Consider the following 17247-nt stretch of genomic DNA (forward strand, 5'->3'; position numbering starts at 1 on the left):
GCTGGCGCGAGCGGCCTGCCTGGCCGGCTGCGCGGGCTGCCCGAGGCTCAGCCGGGCAGGACGCCGCCCGTGTCGCCGTCGCCCGCGACCCGCGTCGAGCGCCACAGCACGTCGCCCGTCCCGGCCCGCGCGTTGATCGTGCGGGCCAGCACGAACAGCAGGTCCGACAGCCGGTTCAAATACTGCCGCGCCGTGGCGCTGACCGCTTCGTCGCGCCCCAGCGCCACCACGCTGCGTTCGGCCCGCCGGCACACCGCGCGCGCCACGTGCGCCAGCGCCGCCGGCCGCGTGCCGCCGGGCAGGATGAATTCGCGCAGCGGCGCCAGTTCGGCATTGCGTTGCGCCAGCGCGCGATCCAGCCGCGCCAGCTGCTCCGTCTTCAGCAGCGTATGGCCTGGAATGCTCAGCTCGCCGCCCAGGTCGAACAGATCGTGCTGGACGGCCAGCAGTTCGCCGGCCAGGTCGGCCTCCAGCCCTTCGGCCAGCAGCACGCCGATCGCGCTGTTCAGTTCGTCGACGTCGCCGAGCGCGGCCACGCGCGCCGCATCCTTGCCGGTGCGCGTGCCGTCGCCCAGCCCGGTGCTGCCGTCGTCCCCGGTGCGGGTGGCGATCGCGGTGAGTCGGTTGCCCATGGGTTGCTCCGATGGTTGCTGCGCCGGTGCCCGGCCGGCCTGGGGCGGGCAGGGCCGCCTGCGCGGCGGGGCTCCATTGTAGCCAGCGCGCAATGGCGGCCCGGCGTTTGCGTCGCACGCATGCCGGCGCACGCCGGCGGGGCGGCCGGCACTCCCGTCCGGCGCGCCGCCCGATGCCCCTGTCGCGTTTTGTCACCCCGGCCGCCGCTTTCGTGAGGGTTAATCCGCTGGGCGGCAAGGCAGGCGCACGCTATCTTCCATAGGTACTGGAGAGTCGCTGATGAATGCCCCCATAGAAGCCGGGCCCGACCCGGCCGTGGCGGAGCGCCGGTCCGAGGTGGTACAGGCCCTGCAAGGCATCCTGCCCGCCCGCTGCGTGCTTTATCGAGAAGAAGAAACCCGTCCCTACGAATGCGATGGCCTCGCGCTGTACCGCCGCCTGCCGATGGTGGTGGTGCTGCCAGAAACCGAGGCCCAGGTCCAGGATGTGCTCAGGCTGTGCCGGCGCCTGTCGGTGCCGGTGGTGGCGCGCGGCGCGGGCACCGGGCTGTCCGGCGGCGCGACCCCGCATGCCGAAGGCGTGCTGCTGGGCATGGCCAAGTTCAACCGCGTGCTGCGCGTCGACCCGCAGGCCCGCGTGGCGGTGGTGCAGCCGGGCGTGCGCAACCTGGCCGTGTCCGAGGCCGCCGCGCCGCACGGCCTGTACTACGCGCCCGACCCTTCCAGCCAGATCGCCTGCACCATCGGCGGCAACGTGGCCGAGAATTCCGGCGGCGTGCATTGCCTCAAGTACGGCCTCACGCTGCACAACGTGCTGCGGGTAAGGGTGGTGACCATCGACGGCGAGGTCGTCGAACTGGGCTCCGAGGCGCTCGACGCGCCGGGGCTGGACCTGCTGTCGCTGTTCATCGGCTCCGAAGGCATGCTGGGCGTGGTCACCGAGGTCACCGTCAGGCTCATTCCCAAGCCCGCCGTGGCGCGCGTGGTGATGGCCAGCTTCGGCAGCGTGGAAGACGGCGGCCGCGCGGTGGCCGAGCTGATCGCCGCCGGCATCATCCCGGCCGGGCTGGAAATGATGGACCGCCGCGCCACCCGCATGGTCGAGCCCTTCGTGCAGGCCGGCTACGATCTCGAGGCCGCCGCCATCCTGCTGTGCGAAGCCGACGGCACGCCCGAAGAAGTCGAGGCCGAGATCGCCCAGGTGGAGGCCCTGTTCCAGCGCTGCGGCGCCACCCGCCTGCAGGTATCGGGCTCCGAGGCCGAGCGGCTGCGCTTCTGGGCCGGCCGCAAGAACGCCTTCCCGGCCGCCGGCCGCATCTCGCCCGACTACTACTGCATGGACGGCACCATTCCGCGCCGCTGCCTGGGCCGCGTGCTGGCCGCGATCGAGGAAATGGAAACCACCTACGGCCTGCGCTGCGCCAACGTGTTCCATGCCGGCGACGGCAACCTGCACCCGCTGATCCTGTTCGACGCCAACCAGCCCGACGAGGTGGACCGCGCCGAGCGCTTCGGCGCGGCCATCCTGGAACTGTGCGTCGAAGTGGGCGGCACCATCACCGGCGAGCACGGCGTGGGCCTGGAAAAGATCAACCAGATGTGCGTGCAGTTCGCGCGCGAAGAGCTCGACAAGTTCTTCGCCATCAAGCACGCCTTCGATCCCGCCGGCCTGCTCAATCCCGGCAAGGCCATTCCCACGCTCGCGCGCTGCAACGAATACGGACGCAGCCACGTCCACGCAGGCGCCGTGCGTTTTCCCGAAATCCCCCGTTTCTGACGTTCTTCGACCGGTAAGTCTTCTTCATGGATGTGTTGTTGTCGGATCTGCGGGCGCGGGTCATCCTGGCCCAGGCCGCCCGCCGGCCGCTGTTCATCCGGGGCGGCGGCAGCAAGGCTTTCTACGGCTTGCCGGTCGACGGCGCGGCCACCCTCGACATGTCGCCGTACCAGGGGCTGATCGACTACCAGCCGTCCGAACTGGTGCTGACGGCGCGCGCCGGCACCCGCCTGGCCGAGATCGAATCGGTACTGGCGGCGCAGGGCCAGATGCTGGCCTTCGAGCCGCCCCATTTCGCGCCCGGCGCCACGCTGGGCGGGGCGGTGGCCACGGCGCTGTCGGGGCCGCGCCGCGCCAGCGCCGGCGGCGTGCGCGATTTCGTGCTGGGCACCCGGCTGCTCGACGCGCAGGGCCGCGTGCTGCGCTTCGGCGGCGAGGTGATGAAGAACGTGGCGGGCTACGACGTGTCGCGCCTGCTGGCCGGTTCGCTCGGCACGCTCGGCGTCATCCTCGACGTGTCGGTTAAGGTGCTGCCGCTCCCCGCCTGCGAACGATCGTTGTGCTTCGAGGCCGACGAAGCCGGCGCGCTCGACCGGCTCAACCGCTGGGCCGGCCGGCCGCTGCCGATCAGCGCCAGCTCCTGGCTCGACGGGCCCGAAGGCGGCCGGCTCACGGTGCGCGTGTCGGGCTCGGAGCCGGCGGTGGCGGCCGCCTGCCGCACGCTCGGCGGCGAACGCCTGGACGACGCGGCCGCGGCGGACTGGTGGCGCGGCCTGCGCGACCAAACCCACCCCTTCCTGACCGCGCGCCCGCTGTGGCGCCTGTCGGTGCCGCCGGCCACGCCGCCGCTCGGCCGCGGCGCGACGCTGATCGAATGGGGCGGCGCGCAGCGCTGGCTGTGCGGCGAGCACGACGCGGGCGCGCTGCGGGCCGCGGCCGCGGCGGCCGGCGGCCATGCCACGCTGTTCCGGCCGGCCTCGCAGGCGCAGGCGCGCGAGCTCGGCGTGTTCCAGCCGCTGGCGCCCGCGCTGGCCACCATCCACAAACGGCTCAAGAACGAGTTCGACCCTTCCGGCGTATTCAATCCGGGCCGCATGTATCCCGACCTGTAGCGCGCCACCCATTCCGCACGGTATGCAGACTCAACTCTCAGACTGGATCAAGGACACGCCCGAAGGCCGCGAGGCCGACGCCATCCTGCGCAAATGCGTGCATTGCGGCTTCTGCACCGCGACCTGTCCCACCTACCAGGTGCTGGGCGACGAGCTCGACAGCCCGCGCGGCCGCATCTATCTGATCAAGCAGGTGCTGGAAGGGCAGCCCGTCACCGAGTCCACGCAGCTGCACCTGGACCGCTGCCTGACCTGCCGCAATTGCGAAACCACCTGCCCGTCCGGCGTGCAGTACGGCCACCTGATCGACATCGGCCGCAAGGTGGTCGACGAGCGCGTGGCGCGCAAGCCGGCCGACCGCATCAAGCGCGCGCTGCTGAAGGAAGGGCTGAATTCGCCGCTGTTCGGCGCGGCGCTGAAGGTCGGGCGGGCGCTGCGGCCCCTGCTGCCGCGCGCGCTGGCGGCCAAGGTGGCGCCGCAGCGCGCGCCGGGGCCGGTGCCGCAGGCGCGCCATGCGCGCCGGGTGCTGATGCTGGCCGGCTGCGTGCAGCCGGCCATGATGCCGTCGATCGACGCCGCCACGCTGCGCGTGCTCGACGCCGTCGGCATCAGTGCGTTCGTGGCGGGCGGCTCGGGCTGCTGCGGCGCGATCCGCTACCACCTCGACGACCAGGCCGGCGGGCTGGACCAGATGCGCGCCAATATCGATGCCTGGTGGCCCTACATCGAATCGGGCCAGGCCGAGGCCATCGCGATGAACGCGTCGGGCTGCGGCGCGCTGGTGCGCGAGTACGGCCACCACCTGCGCGACGATCCGCGCTATGCCGAACGCGCGGCCGAGATCTCGGCCCGCGTGCGCGACGTGGCCGAACTGCTGGCGCCGCACGCGGCCGAACTGGCGGCCAGACTCGGCCCCGGCCTGCCGCGCCGCGTGGCCTTCCATCCGCCGTGCACCTTGCAGCATTGGCAGGGACTGCGCCCGGTCACCGAACAGTTGCTGCGCGAACTCGGCTTCACGCTGCTGCCGTTCGCCGACAGCCATTTGTGCTGCGGCTCGGCCGGCGCCTATTCGGTGCTCAATCCCGGCATTGCCGGCGCGCTGCGCGAACGCAAGCTCGACGCCATCGCACAGGCCGGGCCGGAGATGATCCTGTCGTCCAACATCGGCTGCCTGGGGCATCTGCAGGGCGGCACCGAAACGCCGGTGCGGCATTGGGTGGAAGCGGTGGACGCGGCGCTGGGCTGAGCACCCGGCGCGGCCGGCGGCCGGGCGGCCTCACATCTGCTAACCAACTGCAGCACCATCGGCTTGCCTTTCGCGCGCCGCGCACGCATATCTGTCGTTCCCGGTTCTCGCGAGCGACACGACCCATGGACCTGATCGTCGCCACGCCGGACGGCCTGTACTGTCCGGCGGGCGGTTTCCACATCGACCCGTGGCGGCCGGTGGATCGCGCCGTCATCACCCATGCGCACGGCGACCACGCGCGCCGCGGATCGGCGCATTACCTGGCGGCCGCGCCCGGCCAGCACGTGCTGCGCGCGCGGCTGGGCGACATTTCGCTCGACACCGTGGCCTACGGCCGGCCGGTGGAGCACAACGGCGTGCGCATTTCGCTGCATCCCGCCGGGCACGTGCTGGGTTCGGCCCAGGTGCGCATCGAACACCGCGGCGAGGTCTGGGTCGTATCGGGCGATTACAAGATCGACGCCGATCCGACCTGCGCGCCGTTCGAACCCGTGCGCTGCCACACCTTCGTGACCGAGTCGACCTTCGGGCTGCCGATCTATCGCTGGCAGCCCCCGGCCGAATTGTTCGCGGCCATTGGCGCGTGGTGGCGCGCCAATGCCGATGCGGGGCGCGCCTCGGTGCTGTTCTGCTACGCCTTCGGCAAGGCGCAGCGCATCCTGGCCAGCGTCGATCCGGCCATCGGGCCGATCGTGGTCCATGGCGCGGTCGACGTGCTCGACGCCGCCTACCGCGCCAGCGGCGTGGCCCTGCCCGCCACGGCGCGCGCCCACGAGATGGCGCCGGCCGACCTGCGGCGCGCGCTGGTGCTGGCGCCGCCGTCGGCCCAGGGCACGCCCTGGCTGCGCCGCTTCGGCGACCATGCCGATGCCTTCGCCAGCGGCTGGATGCGCGTGCGCGGCGCGCAGCGCCGGCGCGGGGTCGACCGCGGCTTCGCGCTGTCGGACCACGCCGACTGGCCCGGCCTGCAGTGGGCCATCGGCGAGACCGGCGCGCGGCAGGTGCTGGTGACGCACGGGCAGGTCCACGCGATGGTGCGCTGGCTCAACGAGCGCGGCCTGCAGGCGCGCGCCTTCGAGACCGAGTACGGCAGCGAGGACGACGAAGCCGGCGGCGACGGCGCCGGCGTCGGGGCGGGCGACGCTCCCGGCGCGTCCGGGGCTGCCGGCGCGTCCGAGGCTGCCGGCGCGTCCGAGGCTGCCGGCACGTCCGATGCTGGATCCGCCTCATGAAAGCCTTCGTCGACCTCTACGTCGCGCTCGAATCGACCACGTCGAGCCGCGCCAAGCTCGACGCGCTGGCCGCGTACTTCCGCGGCGCGCCGCCGGCCGACGCCGCCTGGGCGGTGTATTTCATGGCCGGCGGCAAGCCGCGCCAGCTCGTGCCGGCGCGCCTGCTGCGCGACATCGCGCGCGCCGCGGCCGGCATCCCGGAATGGCTGTTCGAGGAAAGCTACCAGGCCGTCGGCGACATGGCCGAAACCATCGCGCTGCTGCTGCCCGACTCGCCCCACCGCGACGAGGGCAGCCTCGCGTACTGGATGGAGTATGGCCTCCTGCCGCTGCGCGGCATGGCGCCCGAAGCGCTGGCCGAGCGGCTGCCGGCATTGTGGAACAGGCTGGACGCGCGCGGCCGGCTGGTGTTCACCAAGCTGATCACCGGCAGCTTCCGCGTGGGCGTATCGCGGCTGCTGGTGACGCGCGCGCTGGCCGAGGTGGCCGGCCTCGACCCCAAGCTGGTGGCGCAGCGACTGGTCGGCTATACCGACCTTGCGGCGCGTCCCGACGCCGCCGCCTACGCCGCGCTGGTGGCGCCCGAGAGCGGCGGCCCGGCGGCGCTGCAGGCCGGCCATCCCTATCCCTTCTTCCTCGCCCATGCCCTGCAGGCCGACGTGGCCGATTTCGACCGCCTGCTGGGGCCGCCGGCCGACTGGCTGGTCGAATGGAAGTGGGACGGCATCCGCGCGCAACTCGTGCGGCGCGCCGGACAGGTCTGGCTGTGGTCGCGCGGCGAAGATCTGGTCACGGATCGCTTCCCGGAACTGGCCGACGTCGGCCTCGGCCTGCCCGACGGCACGGTTCTCGACGGCGAGATCGTGGTGTGGAAGGAAGACCGCGTGCAGCCGTTCGCGCTGCTGCAGCAGCGCATCGGCCGCAAGCTGCTCGGCCCGAAGATATTGCGCGACGCGCCGGTGGTGCTGCTGGCCTACGACCTGCTCGAATGGCAGGGCGAGGACTGGCGCGCGCGGCCCCAGTCCGAACGCCGTCAGGCGCTCGACGCGCTGCTGGCGGCGCATCGGCATTCGGCGCTGCGCCCCAGCCCGCTGCTGCCGACGCAGGACTGGCGCCTGCTGGCGCAGCTGCGCGAGTCGTCGCGCGAGCTGGGGGTGGAGGGCATGATGCTGAAGTCGCGCGTGGCGCGCTACGGCGTCGGCCGCACCAAGGACGTGGGCGTCTGGTGGAAGTGGAAGATCGACCCGTACAGCGTCGACGCCGTGCTGATCTACGCCCAGCGGGGCCATGGCCGGCGCGCCAGCCTCTATACCGACTACACCTTCGCCGTATGGGACGCGCCGCCCGGCACACCCGACCGCAAGCTGGTGCCGTTCGCCAAGGCCTATTCCGGCCTGACCGACGACGAGATCCGCCAGGTCGACCAGATCATCCGCAAGACCACCGTCGAGACCTTCGGCCCGGTGCGCAGCGTGCAGCCGACGCTGGTGTTCGAACTGGGCTTCGAAGGCATCGCGCGCAGCGCGCGGCACAAGAGCGGCATCGCGGTGCGGTTCCCGCGCATGCTGCGCTGGCGACACGACAAGCCGGTCGAGGAGGCCGATACGCTCGACATCCTGGCCGGGCTGCTGCCGGAGTGACGCGATGATGCCGCCCGACGAGGCCGCGGTGCCGCCGCCTGCGCCTGCGCGCCGCCGTCCGCCGCCACGCGCGCTGTCGGCCTGGCTGCGCGAGCGCGGCTGGCGGCCGTTCGGTTTCCAGCGCGAGGTCTGGGACGCCGTGGCCGCCGGCGAATCGGGACTGTTGCACGCCACCACGGGTGCCGGCAAGACCTACGCGGTCTGGCTGGGCGCGCTGCTGGCGCTGGCCGCCGCGCCGCAACGGGTGGCCCGGCGCGCCGCCGCCGCGGTCACGCCGCCTGCCGTTCGCGGCGACGCGCCCCGGCCCGGACGCGGCCGGCACGACGCCGCGCCGCCGCTGACCGTGCTGTGGCTGACGCCGATGCGCGCGCTGGCCGCCGACACGCTGAAGGCGCTGGCCGAGCCGCTGCCCGCGCTGGCGCCGGCATGGACGCTGGGGATGCGGACCGGCGACACCGGCAGCGCCGAGCGCGCGGCGCAGGCCCGGCGGCTGCCCACCGCGCTCGTCACCACGCCCGAAAGCCTGTCGCTGCTGCTGTCCCAGGCCGATGCGGCGCGCATCCTGTCCACGGTGCGGATGGTGGTGGCCGACGAATGGCACGAACTGCTGGGCAACAAGCGCGGCGTGCAGCTGCAGCTGGCGCTGGCCCGGCTGCGCCGCTGGTGCCCCGGCCTGCGCGTATGGGGCCTGTCGGCCACGCTCGGCAACGTGGAGCAGGCGATGGACGCCCTGCTGGCGGGCGCGCCCGGCCGGCTGGTGCGCGGCCGCGAGCCGAAGACGCTGACCGTCGACACGCTGCTGCCCGACACCGTGGCGCGCTTTCCGTGGGCCGGCCACCTGGGCCTGGCCATGGTGCCCAAGGTGGCGGCCGAGATCGCCTCGCACGCCACCACGCTGGTCTTCACCAATACCCGTTCGCAGGCCGAGCTGTGGTACCAGGCGCTGCTGGACGCGCGTCCCGACTGGGCCGGCTCGATCGCGCTGCATCACGGCTCGCTCGACAAGAGCGCGCGGACATGGGTGGAAGACGGGCTCAAGGCGGGCGCCCTGAAGGCGGTGGTGTGCACCTCCAGCCTCGACCTCGGCGTCGATTTCCTGCCCGTGGAACGCGTCCTGCAGATCGGTTCGGCCAAGGGCGTGGCGCGGCTGCTGCAGCGTGCCGGCCGCTCCGGCCACGCCCCGGGCCGGCCGTCGCGCATCACGCTGGTGCCCACCCACAGCCTGGAGATCGTGGAGGGCGCGGCCGCGCGCGCCGCCGCCGCGGCCGGCCGGATCGAGGCGCGCGAGCCGCCCGAACAGCCGCTCGACGTGCTGGTCCAGCACCTGGTGACGGTGGCGCTGGGCGGCGGCTTCACGCCCGACGACCTGTACCGCGAGGTGACCTCGACCGTGTCGTATCGGGGCCTGTCGGCGCGGGCCTGGGCCTGGTGCCTGGACTTCGTGCGCCAGGGCGGCGCGTCGCTGGCCGCCTATCCCGACTACCGCCGGGTCGCGCCCGACGCCGACGGCATATGGCGCGTGCCCGACGCCCGGCTGGCGCGCCGGCACCGCATGGGCATCGGCACCATCGTGTCCGACGCCTCGATGCAGCTCAAGTTCTGGCGCAGCGGCGGCGCGCCGCTCGGCAGCGTGGAGGAAAGCTTCATTGCCCGGCTGCGGCGCGGCGACTGCTTCCTGTTCGGCGGCCGCGTGCTGGAACTGGTGCGCGTGCACGAGATGACGGCCTACGTGCGCCGCGCGGCCGCCGGCAAGCCGGCGGTGCCGCGCTGGAACGGCGGCCGCATGCCGCTGTCGTCGACGCTGGCCGATGCCGTCGTCACGCAGTTGCAGCAGGCGGCCGACGGCATCTTCGACAGCCCCGAGATGCGGGCGGCCAGGCCGCTGCTCGACGTGCAGCGCGCATGGTCGGCGCTGCCCACCCACCGCGCGCTGCTGGCCGAGACGCTGCGGTCGCGCGAGGGGTGGCACTTGTTCCTCTATCCCTTCGCCGGCCGCCAGGTGCACCTGGGGCTGGCCAGCCTGCTCGCCTGGCGGCTGGCGAGGATGCGGCCGGCCACGTTCTCGATGGCGGTCAACGACTACGGCCTGGAGCTGCTGTCGCCCGGCGAAGTGGACTGGGCCGGCGCGCTGCCGGCCGCGCTGGCCGCCGACGGCGACGATGGCGCACAGACCGCCGATCTGTTGCGCGACGTGCTGGGCAGCCTGAACGCCGCCGAATTGTCGCGCCGCCATTTCCGCGAAATCGCGCGCATCTCCGGCCTCATTTTCCAGGGCTATCCGGGCGCGCCCAAGAGCACGCGCCAGGTCCAGGCATCGGCCGGCCTGTTCTACGAGGTGTTCCGCAAATATGACCCCGGCAACCTGCTGCTGGACCAGGCCGAGCGCGAGGTGCTCAGCCGCGAGCTGGAGATCGGCCGCCTGCGGGACGCGCTGCAAGCCTTGTCGGCGCGTCCGCTGGACCTGCGCGAACTGAAGCGCCCGACCCCGTTCGCGCTGCCTTTGATGGTCGAGCGCTTCCGGGAAAAACTGTCGAGCGAATCGATGCGCGACCGCATCGCCCGCATGGTGCAGGCGCTGGAGGCGGCCGCCGACGCATCCGCCGGAGACAGGCGATGACAGGGACCGGCGACCGCGGCGGCAGGGCCCCCGCCGCCCCGCAGCCCGACGCCGCGCACGCCGGCGCCCCGCAGCCCGTCGCGGCGCCGTCGCACGCCGGCCTCGATTTCTGCGGCGAGCGCCTGTGGCTGCTGCCCGAACTGGCGGCGTGGTGGCCCGCCCGCCGCCTGCTGCTGGTGGCCGACGTGCATGCCGGCAAGGCCGCCAGCTATCGCATGCTCGGCCAGCCGGTGCCGCACGGCACGACCCGCGACAACCTGCAGCGGCTGGACGCGCTGCTGGCGCGCTTCGCCCCCGCCGGCCTCATCCTGCTGGGCGATTTCCTGCACGGACCGGCGCTGCGCGCGGCCACCGGCCCGACGCTGGCCGCGCTGCGGGATTGGCGCGCCGGCCACGCCGGACTGGCCGTCACGCTGGTGCGCGGCAACCACGATCGCCGCCTGGCCGATCTGGCGGCCCGGATCGGCATCGGCACGGTGGAGGAACCGCTGTGCCTGGGCGGGCTGGCGCTGCGCCACCATCCGCGCCCGGTGCCGGCCCACGGCGTGCTGGCGGGCCACTCGCATCCGGTCCACCGTCTGCACGGGCCGGGACGCGATAGCGTGCGCCTGCCGTGCTTCGTCGTCGACGAGGCCGTGCTGACCCTGCCGGCCTTCGGCGCCTTCACCGGCGGCCACGACGTAGATCCGGCGCCGGGCCGCCGGATCTATGTCGCCGGAGCAGGGCGCGTCTGGCCGGTACGCTGAGGCCTGCGCGACGCGCCGGGCATCGCGGCGGGGCGCTCGATGTGCGCGCCGGCTTTTCGCGGCATCGCGGCCGGGCAAAGGCCGCCGCCGCGCCTGATCCGCGGCCACCAGGGCGACGCGCTGCTGCACGCGGATCGACCCGTGTACCGCATCGATTGTTGCGTTGCAACACTATTGACTTGTGTCGCGGCAGACGCGTACAGTGCGAAGAATACGAACATGTTGTCCATATTACGAACTTATTGCTGGGGTTGAAATGGCTCGCTTTCGCTTCGCCGTGGGCGTTTTTCTCAGTTCGGCACTCGTCGGCGGCGCGGGTGCGGCCGCCGCCCAATCCTTTCCGCAGAAACCGATCCGCATCGTCGCGCCCTACGTGCCGGGCGGCACGGTCGATGCCGTGGCGCGCATGCTGGCCGCGCGCTTCGCGGCCGAGTTCAACCAGCAGGTCGTGGTGGAAAACCGCGCCGGCGCATCGGGCAATATCGGCTCGGCCGCCGTGGCCGAGGCGCCGCCCGACGGCTATACGCTGCTGCTGAACTCTTCCACGCTGGTCACCAATCCCTTCGTGATGAAGGAAAAGCCGCCGTTCGATCCGCTCAAGGATTTCACGCCGCTGGCGCTGGTGGCCTCGACCCCGCTGGTGTTCGTGGCTGGCCGCAATAGCGGCATCGATTCGGTGGCCGATTTCGTCAGGCAGGCCAAGGCCCATCCCGAGAAAACCAACTTCGGCCTGGGCGGCTACGGCTCGGCCGGCCAGATGGCGATGGAGTCGTTCAACCTGCGCACCGGCCTGTCGGTGCCGCTGGTGATCTACCAGGGCTCGGCGCCCGCATTGACCGATATCGTGGGCGGCCAGCTGACCGGGATGATGGATCCGGTGCTCACCACCCAGCCTTTCGTCGCCTCCGGCCGGCTCAAGGCGATCGGCGTCACCGGCGCCAAACGGACGGCCTCGCTGCCCGGCGTGCCGACGCTGGCCGAGGCCGGCGTGCCCGACATCAACTTCGTCTCCTGGTATGGCCTGTGGGGCCCGCGCGGCCTGCCGCCCGCCGTGGCGCAGCGCATCCAGGCCGCGGTCGGCAAGGCGCTGGCCCTGCCCGAGTCGCGCCAGTGGCTGCTCAAGCAAGGCATGGACGCCGGCACGCTGACTGGCGATGCCTTCAAGGCCTATGTGGAGAACGAAACGGCGAAATACCTGCAGGTGATCAAAGAAGCGCGCATCGAGGCACGCTGAGCGCGACGCGACGCGCGGTCGCCTCCGACAGACGGTTCCGGAACCCATCCATGCAACCAGCCAGAAAGAAGACCTTCCACGGCGTGACCATCGGCATCCTGATGGTCAAGACCACCTTCGAGCGCCTGCCCGGCGACGTCGGCCACGCCGGCACCTGGGATTTTCCGGTGCAGTTCCGCATCGTGGAGGAGGCCACGCCGGAACGGATGATGGCGCTCGATTCCATCGACCTGGTCGGCGCCTTCACCCGCGCGGGCCTGGAACTGGCGGCCGGCGGCGTGGACGGCATCGCCACCACCTGCGGTTTCCTGGCGCTGTACCAGGACCGCCTGGCCGCGGCGCTGCCGGTGCCGGTGGCCACCAGCGCGCTGCTGCAGGCGCCGATGGTGAGCCGCCTGCTGCCGCGCGGCCGCCGCGTGGGCATCATGACCTTCAGCCGCGAAAACCTGAGCGCGGCGCACCTGGCGGCGGTGGGCGTGCCGGCCGATACGCCGGTGGTCGGCATGCCGGCCGACTCCGCGTTCCGCCGCTCCATCAAGGGCGAGCCGGTTCCCGCGCCGGTGGCCGTGCAGCGCGCCGAGGTGCTGGCCGCTGCCGGCCGGCTGATGCGCGAGCATCCCGACGTGGGCGCCATCGTGTCGGAATGCGCTAACCTCACGCCTTTCAGCGACGACATCAGCCGCGCCTTCGGCGTGCCGGTCTACGATGCGGTGACGCTGATCGAATGGTTCCACGCGGGGCTCAAGCCAAGGGCCTACCTGCCGCCGGATTGAGGCCGCGCCGCGGCCGCGATGCGGCCCGGCTGCGCCGCCTCAGCTCGCCCGCAGGCTGGCCGACACGCTCTGGCACACCCGGCGCAGATGCTGCACCAGCCGCGCCTGCGGCCGCATCTCTTCTTCCAGTTCCAGCCCGGAAATGACCACCGCGCCCAGCGCCGCCGTTCCCTTGCCGTACACCGGGCAGGCCAGCGAGATCAGGCCCGGCTTGAAACGCCCTTGCGTGCAGGAGAACCCGTCGGCCTGCCGGATCTTGCGCAAGGCGGGCTCGACGCGGGCCAGCCGCTCGGCGCCGATGGCGTCCAGGCACTGTTTTTCCGAATAGGTCGACAGGATGGCCAGCCCGCTGGCGGCGACGTCGATCGGGAAGTGATTGCCGATTTCCATGATGACGTTCATCGGCGTCAGCGGCGTCCAGACCCGTTCGATGATGACGATCTCGTCGCGTGCCGGCACCGATATCGACACCAGGGCCGAGCGGCCCTTCAGGATTTTTTCCTGCAGTTCGACCGCATAGGGCAGGGCGGCGCGGCGCACGTTGAGCCGGTCCACGTGGGCGGTGGCGAATACCAGGCACTCCGGGCCGATCGAGTAGACGCCGTTGTCGGCCGCGATCATGTTCCAGTGCATCAAGGTCTTGAGCAGCCGGTGGATTGTGGTGCGTTCGATCTCGGTGCGGCGCGACAGCTCCAGCGCCGACAGGCCCTGCGGCGCGCGCGCCAGTTCGCGCAGGATGACCAGCGCGCGGTCGATGGACTGCACCCGGCCGGTGGCGCCCGCTTCGGCGGGTGGGACGGGGGCGTGCGGAAGGCTGGAAGGCGAAGGGCTCAAGATGTCTGGCTCGCTGGTGCCCGGCAATGATACCGGGTGACGGGGCGCGGCGGCGCGGGCCGGCGCGCGGGGCTCAGGCGCGCGCCGCCAGGATGGCTTCCTTGACCTTCGCGCGCTGGACCTTGCCGTAATGGGAACGGGGCAGCGCCTCCATCGCATGGAAATGGCGCGGCAGTTTGTACGACGACAGCCGCTCGCGGCAGAAGGCCGCCAGCGCCGCGGCATCGAGCGGATGGCCGGCGTTGAGGACGACCGCGGCCGCGACCCGTTCGCCCCATTCGGGATCGTCGATCCCGATCACCGAGGCCTCGCGGATCGACGGATGCTCGCACAGCACGCGCTCCACCTCGGCCGGCTGCACCGATTTGCCGCCGGTGCGGATCAGGTCCTTGGCGCGGCCCTGAATGTACAGGTTGCCGCCGCCGTCCACGCGGCCCAGGTCGCCGGTATGGAACCAGCCATCGCGCAGGACTTCGGCGGTCAGCTCGGCGCGCTGCCAATAGCCTTGCATCAGGTGCGCGCCGCGGATCAGCACTTCGCCGGTCTCGCCCGCCGGCAGCGGCCGGCCGTCCGGATCGGCGATCATGAACTCGCTGCCGAAGGTGGCCGCGCCGACCCAGCCGCGCGTGCCTTCCGGATCGGCCAGGATGCGCGGCACGCCGGCCGCGGCGCGGTAGCAGGTCCACGGCGCCTCGGTCAGGCCGTAGATCGCGCACAGCGACGGGCCGAAGGCCTGCGCCGCCTGGCGGAACAGATCGGGCGCGACGGCGGCGGCGCCGACGTCCACGCTGCGCAGCGACGCCAGATCTTCGGGCCGCGGCGCGGCGTCGCGCAGCAGGCGCACCAGATGCGTGGGCACCAGCGACGTGCAGGTGGGCCGGTAGGCCCGCGCCAGCTCGACGAAGCGGCGCGGATCGAAATGCCCGCCCAGCACCACGGTGCCGCCCTGGACCAGGTGCGCCAGCAGGGCCAGGCTGGCGATCGGCCACAGCGGCCGCACGTTCAGCATCAGCGGGCCGGCGGCGCCGCGCGCCATCGCGATGTTCTGCAGCGCGGCCGCGAAGCTGCCGTGCGTATGCATGACGGCCTTCGGCGCGCCGGTGGTGCCGCCGGTGTAGTTCAGCGCCGCCAGGGCATCGGCCGGACAGCGGGCGGGAATGGTCCAGGCCGGCGGTTGCGGGTGCGCGGCATCGAGCCCCTCCACCGGCAACAGCCGCGGCGCGGCCGCCGGCAGCCGCTGCTGCAGCGCCTGGGCGGTGGCCGCATGTTCGGCGGTGAACAGCAACGCGGCGGCGCCGGCGTCGGCCACCTGGGCGGCCATTTCTTCCAGCGACAGCGAGGGGTCGAGCGAGACGCGCACCAGGCCGGCGCTCATCGTGCCGTAGTCGGCAGCCAGGTAATCGACCGTGGTGTCGCCCACCAGCGCCACGCGCGCGCCCGGCTGCAGCCCCGGTTCGGCCGCCAGCCGCCGCGCGACGCCGAACACGCGGGCCGCCAGGCCGGCGAACGGCACGCGCAGCCCGGTGGCGTCGTCGATCACGGCGTCGACCTCGGGCCAGCGCTGGCCGGCGCGCTCGATGAGCGTGGCGATATTCATGGGTCTGGCGTTTCGCTTCGGATATAAAAGGAATATGGAAATCTGGAAAACGTATATGTTCGTATTATAGACAGGTTGTGCTGTATGTAAACTCAACCTAGAATGCGTCCATCATTTCCGCCGCGCATTGCGGTCAAGGAGGCCCGGTGTCCATCGAATTCGAACACCATGGCGACGGCGTCCACGTCGTCACGCTGAACCGGCCCGAACGGCTGAACGCCATGGACGTCGCCCACAAGCGGCGGCTGGCCGAGATCTGGCGCGAGGCCGAACAATCGCCGCAGGTGCGCGCGCTGGTGCTGCGCGGCGCGGGGCCGCGCGCCTTCTCGGCCGGCTCCGACTTCAAGGAAATGCGCGAGACCGGCCATAACGCGACGACGGAAGACCTGGCCAACGCCATCCCGGGCGTCGGCGTCGATTTCAGCAAGCCGCTGGTGGCCGCGCTGCACGGCTACGTCATCGGCTTCGGTTTCACGCTGGCCATCCACTGCGACCTGCGGGTCGGCAGCCCGCAGGTGCAGATGTCGTTCCCCGAGGTCCAGCACGGCATGTTGTCGGCCATCAGCGACGTCACGCTGCCCGGCATCGTGGGCGAGGCGGCCGCGCTGGAGATCATGCTCACCGGCCGCAGCTACGGCGCGCAGGAGGCGCGCGCGCTGCGCCTGCTCAACGACGTGGCCGACGACCCGTTCGCCCGCGCGCTCGAACTGGCCGCCGCGATGGCGGCCAATTCCATGTCGGCCAACCGCCTGACCAAGCAACTGGTGCTGGCCGAGCGGCGCGAACGGCTGCTGCGCCACATGGACCGCATCGCCGCCAGCCGGGCCGACGCCGGCGCATCCAGGCACTACGCGGCCATCGTGGCGGGCGAGCCTGGCGCCGGCCGCGCGCGGCTGTAGCGGGATGGCGGACGGCAAGGCAACGCCCGGCAGGCGGCAAGCGGGCGGCGCCGGCCCGCAGCCCGAGTGGCTGGAACGGGCGCTGGCGCAGCGAGGCGAATCCCGCTTCGCCGACGTGCCCGGCGGTCGCCTGCACTACCTGGCCTGGAATCCCGCCGCCACGCATCTGCCCGGCCTGTTGTTCGTGCACGGCTATCGCGCGCACGCCCACTTCTGGGATGCCATCGCTCCGTATTTCACCGGTACCTACCGGGTGGCGGCGATGGACCTGTCCGGCATGGGCGACAGCGCTGCGCGCGAACACTACGACGCGCGCGGGTTTTCCGACGACATTGCGGCCGTGATCGACCACGCGGGCCTGGGGCCGGCCGTGGTGGCCGGGCACAGCTACGGCGGCGCCCGCTCGCTGCGGGCCGCGGCGCAATATCCTGAACGGGTTCGTCACGTGATCGCGATCGACAGCATCTGCCGCCTGGACGACAGCCACTGCGCCCCGGTCGTGGCGCCGCGGCGCCGCACCGAACCCTTCCCCGACCACGCCATGGCGCTCGCCCGCTACCGGCTGGTGCCCGCCCAGCCGTGCGACCAGCCCTGGCTGGTGGAGCACGTGGCGCATCATGCGATCCGCCCGGTGCCCGGCGGCTGGCTGTGGAAGTTCGATCCGGCCCTGCCCGCCGGCCCGCACGAGGGCGACATGACGCCGATCCTGGCGCGGCTGCGGATCCCGGTCGATTACCTGCGCGGCGAATTCAGCCCGGTGGTTTCGCGCGAATCGGCCGCCGCCATCGTGGCGCGCCTGCCGCGCGGCCGCGGCCCGGTGGAGATCCCGGGCTCCTACCACTATCCGATGCTGGACCAGCCGTTCGCATTGATCGCCGCGCTGCGGGCGCTGCTGGCGTAGGGGC

The 17247-nt window shown here is 72.3% G+C and carries 14 protein-coding genes; 11 read left to right on the top strand and 3 right to left on the bottom strand.

The annotated features are described in order from the left end of the window. Positions 1-47: 47 nt before the first annotated feature. Positions 48-632, bottom strand: coding sequence for a cob(I)yrinic acid a,c-diamide adenosyltransferase (locus ABD927_RS00345; protein ID WP_345245152.1), 585 nt, complete (start codon positions 630-632; stop codon positions 48-50). A 280-nt stretch (positions 633-912) separates the two neighbouring features. Between ABD927_RS00345 and ABD927_RS00350 the strand changes: the two genes are divergently transcribed. From ABD927_RS00350 to ABD927_RS00390, 9 genes are all read left to right on the top strand, one after another. After that, complete coding sequence (locus ABD927_RS00350; RefSeq protein ID WP_345245154.1) at positions 913-2409, top strand: FAD-linked oxidase C-terminal domain-containing protein; 1497 nt, start codon at positions 913-915, stop codon at positions 2407-2409. Between the two features lie 26 nt (positions 2410-2435). Further along, entirely contained in the window at positions 2436-3521 is a 1086-nt protein-coding gene (gene glcE, locus ABD927_RS00355) for a glycolate oxidase subunit GlcE (RefSeq protein WP_345245156.1), read from the top strand. A gap of 22 nt (positions 3522-3543) precedes the next feature. Then, the gene (gene glcF, locus ABD927_RS00360) at positions 3544-4767 is read left to right on the top strand and encodes a glycolate oxidase subunit GlcF (protein ID WP_345245158.1); all 1224 of its coding nucleotides are present in this window, start codon (positions 3544-3546) and stop codon (positions 4765-4767) included. A gap of 125 nt (positions 4768-4892) precedes the next feature. Then, entirely contained in the window at positions 4893-6002 is a 1110-nt protein-coding gene (locus tag ABD927_RS00365; RefSeq protein ID WP_345245160.1) for a ligase-associated DNA damage response exonuclease, read from the top strand. Beyond that, the gene (locus ABD927_RS00370) at positions 5999-7642 is read left to right on the top strand and encodes an ATP-dependent DNA ligase (protein ID WP_345245162.1); all 1644 of its coding nucleotides are present in this window, start codon (positions 5999-6001) and stop codon (positions 7640-7642) included. Before ABD927_RS00365 ends, ABD927_RS00370 begins: the two co-directional genes overlap by 4 nt. Before the next feature lie 7 nt (positions 7643-7649). Then, entirely contained in the window at positions 7650-10259 is a 2610-nt protein-coding gene (locus ABD927_RS00375) for a ligase-associated DNA damage response DEXH box helicase (protein ID WP_425570151.1), read from the top strand. Continuing rightward, positions 10256-11005: a ligase-associated DNA damage response endonuclease PdeM gene (gene pdeM, locus ABD927_RS00380; protein WP_345245166.1), complete on the top strand. Its 750-nt coding sequence runs from the start codon at positions 10256-10258 to the stop codon at positions 11003-11005. Before ABD927_RS00375 ends, pdeM begins: the two co-directional genes overlap by 4 nt. A 256-nt stretch (positions 11006-11261) precedes the next feature. Continuing rightward, on the top strand, positions 11262-12239 hold the full coding sequence (locus ABD927_RS00385; protein ID WP_345245168.1) for a Bug family tripartite tricarboxylate transporter substrate binding protein: 978 nt from the start codon (positions 11262-11264) through the stop codon (positions 12237-12239). A gap of 50 nt (positions 12240-12289) precedes the next feature. Then, a complete protein-coding gene (locus ABD927_RS00390; RefSeq protein WP_345245170.1) occupies positions 12290-13012 on the top strand; it encodes an aspartate/glutamate racemase family protein in 723 nt (240 codons plus the stop codon). Positions 13013-13051: 39 nt separating this feature from the next. Here the strand turns inward: ABD927_RS00390 and ABD927_RS00395 are convergent, their stop codons facing one another. Then, positions 13052-13846 carry an IclR family transcriptional regulator gene (locus tag ABD927_RS00395; protein ID WP_345245172.1) on the bottom strand — a complete coding sequence of 265 codons (795 nt, stop codon included), beginning with the start codon at positions 13844-13846 and terminating at the stop codon, positions 13052-13054. Positions 13847-13919: 73 nt separating this feature from the next. Then, the gene (locus ABD927_RS00400; protein ID WP_345245174.1) at positions 13920-15443 is read right to left on the bottom strand and encodes a class I adenylate-forming enzyme family protein; all 1524 of its coding nucleotides are present in this window, start codon (positions 15441-15443) and stop codon (positions 13920-13922) included. Between the two features lie 146 nt (positions 15444-15589). Here ABD927_RS00400 and ABD927_RS00405 point away from each other — a divergent pair, with 146 nt between their 5' ends. Continuing rightward, the gene (locus ABD927_RS00405) at positions 15590-16342 is read left to right on the top strand and encodes an enoyl-CoA hydratase/isomerase family protein (RefSeq protein WP_345245175.1); all 753 of its coding nucleotides are present in this window, start codon (positions 15590-15592) and stop codon (positions 16340-16342) included. A 4-nt stretch (positions 16343-16346) separates the two neighbouring features. Further along, positions 16347-17243, top strand: coding sequence for an alpha/beta fold hydrolase (locus ABD927_RS00410; RefSeq protein WP_345245177.1), 897 nt, complete (start codon positions 16347-16349; stop codon positions 17241-17243). The last annotated feature ends 4 nt before the right edge of the window (positions 17244-17247 follow it).

Origin of the sequence: Pigmentiphaga soli (assembly GCF_039541095.1) — a bacterium.
Classification (GTDB): Bacteria; Pseudomonadota; Gammaproteobacteria; order Burkholderiales; family Burkholderiaceae_B; genus Pigmentiphaga; species Pigmentiphaga soli.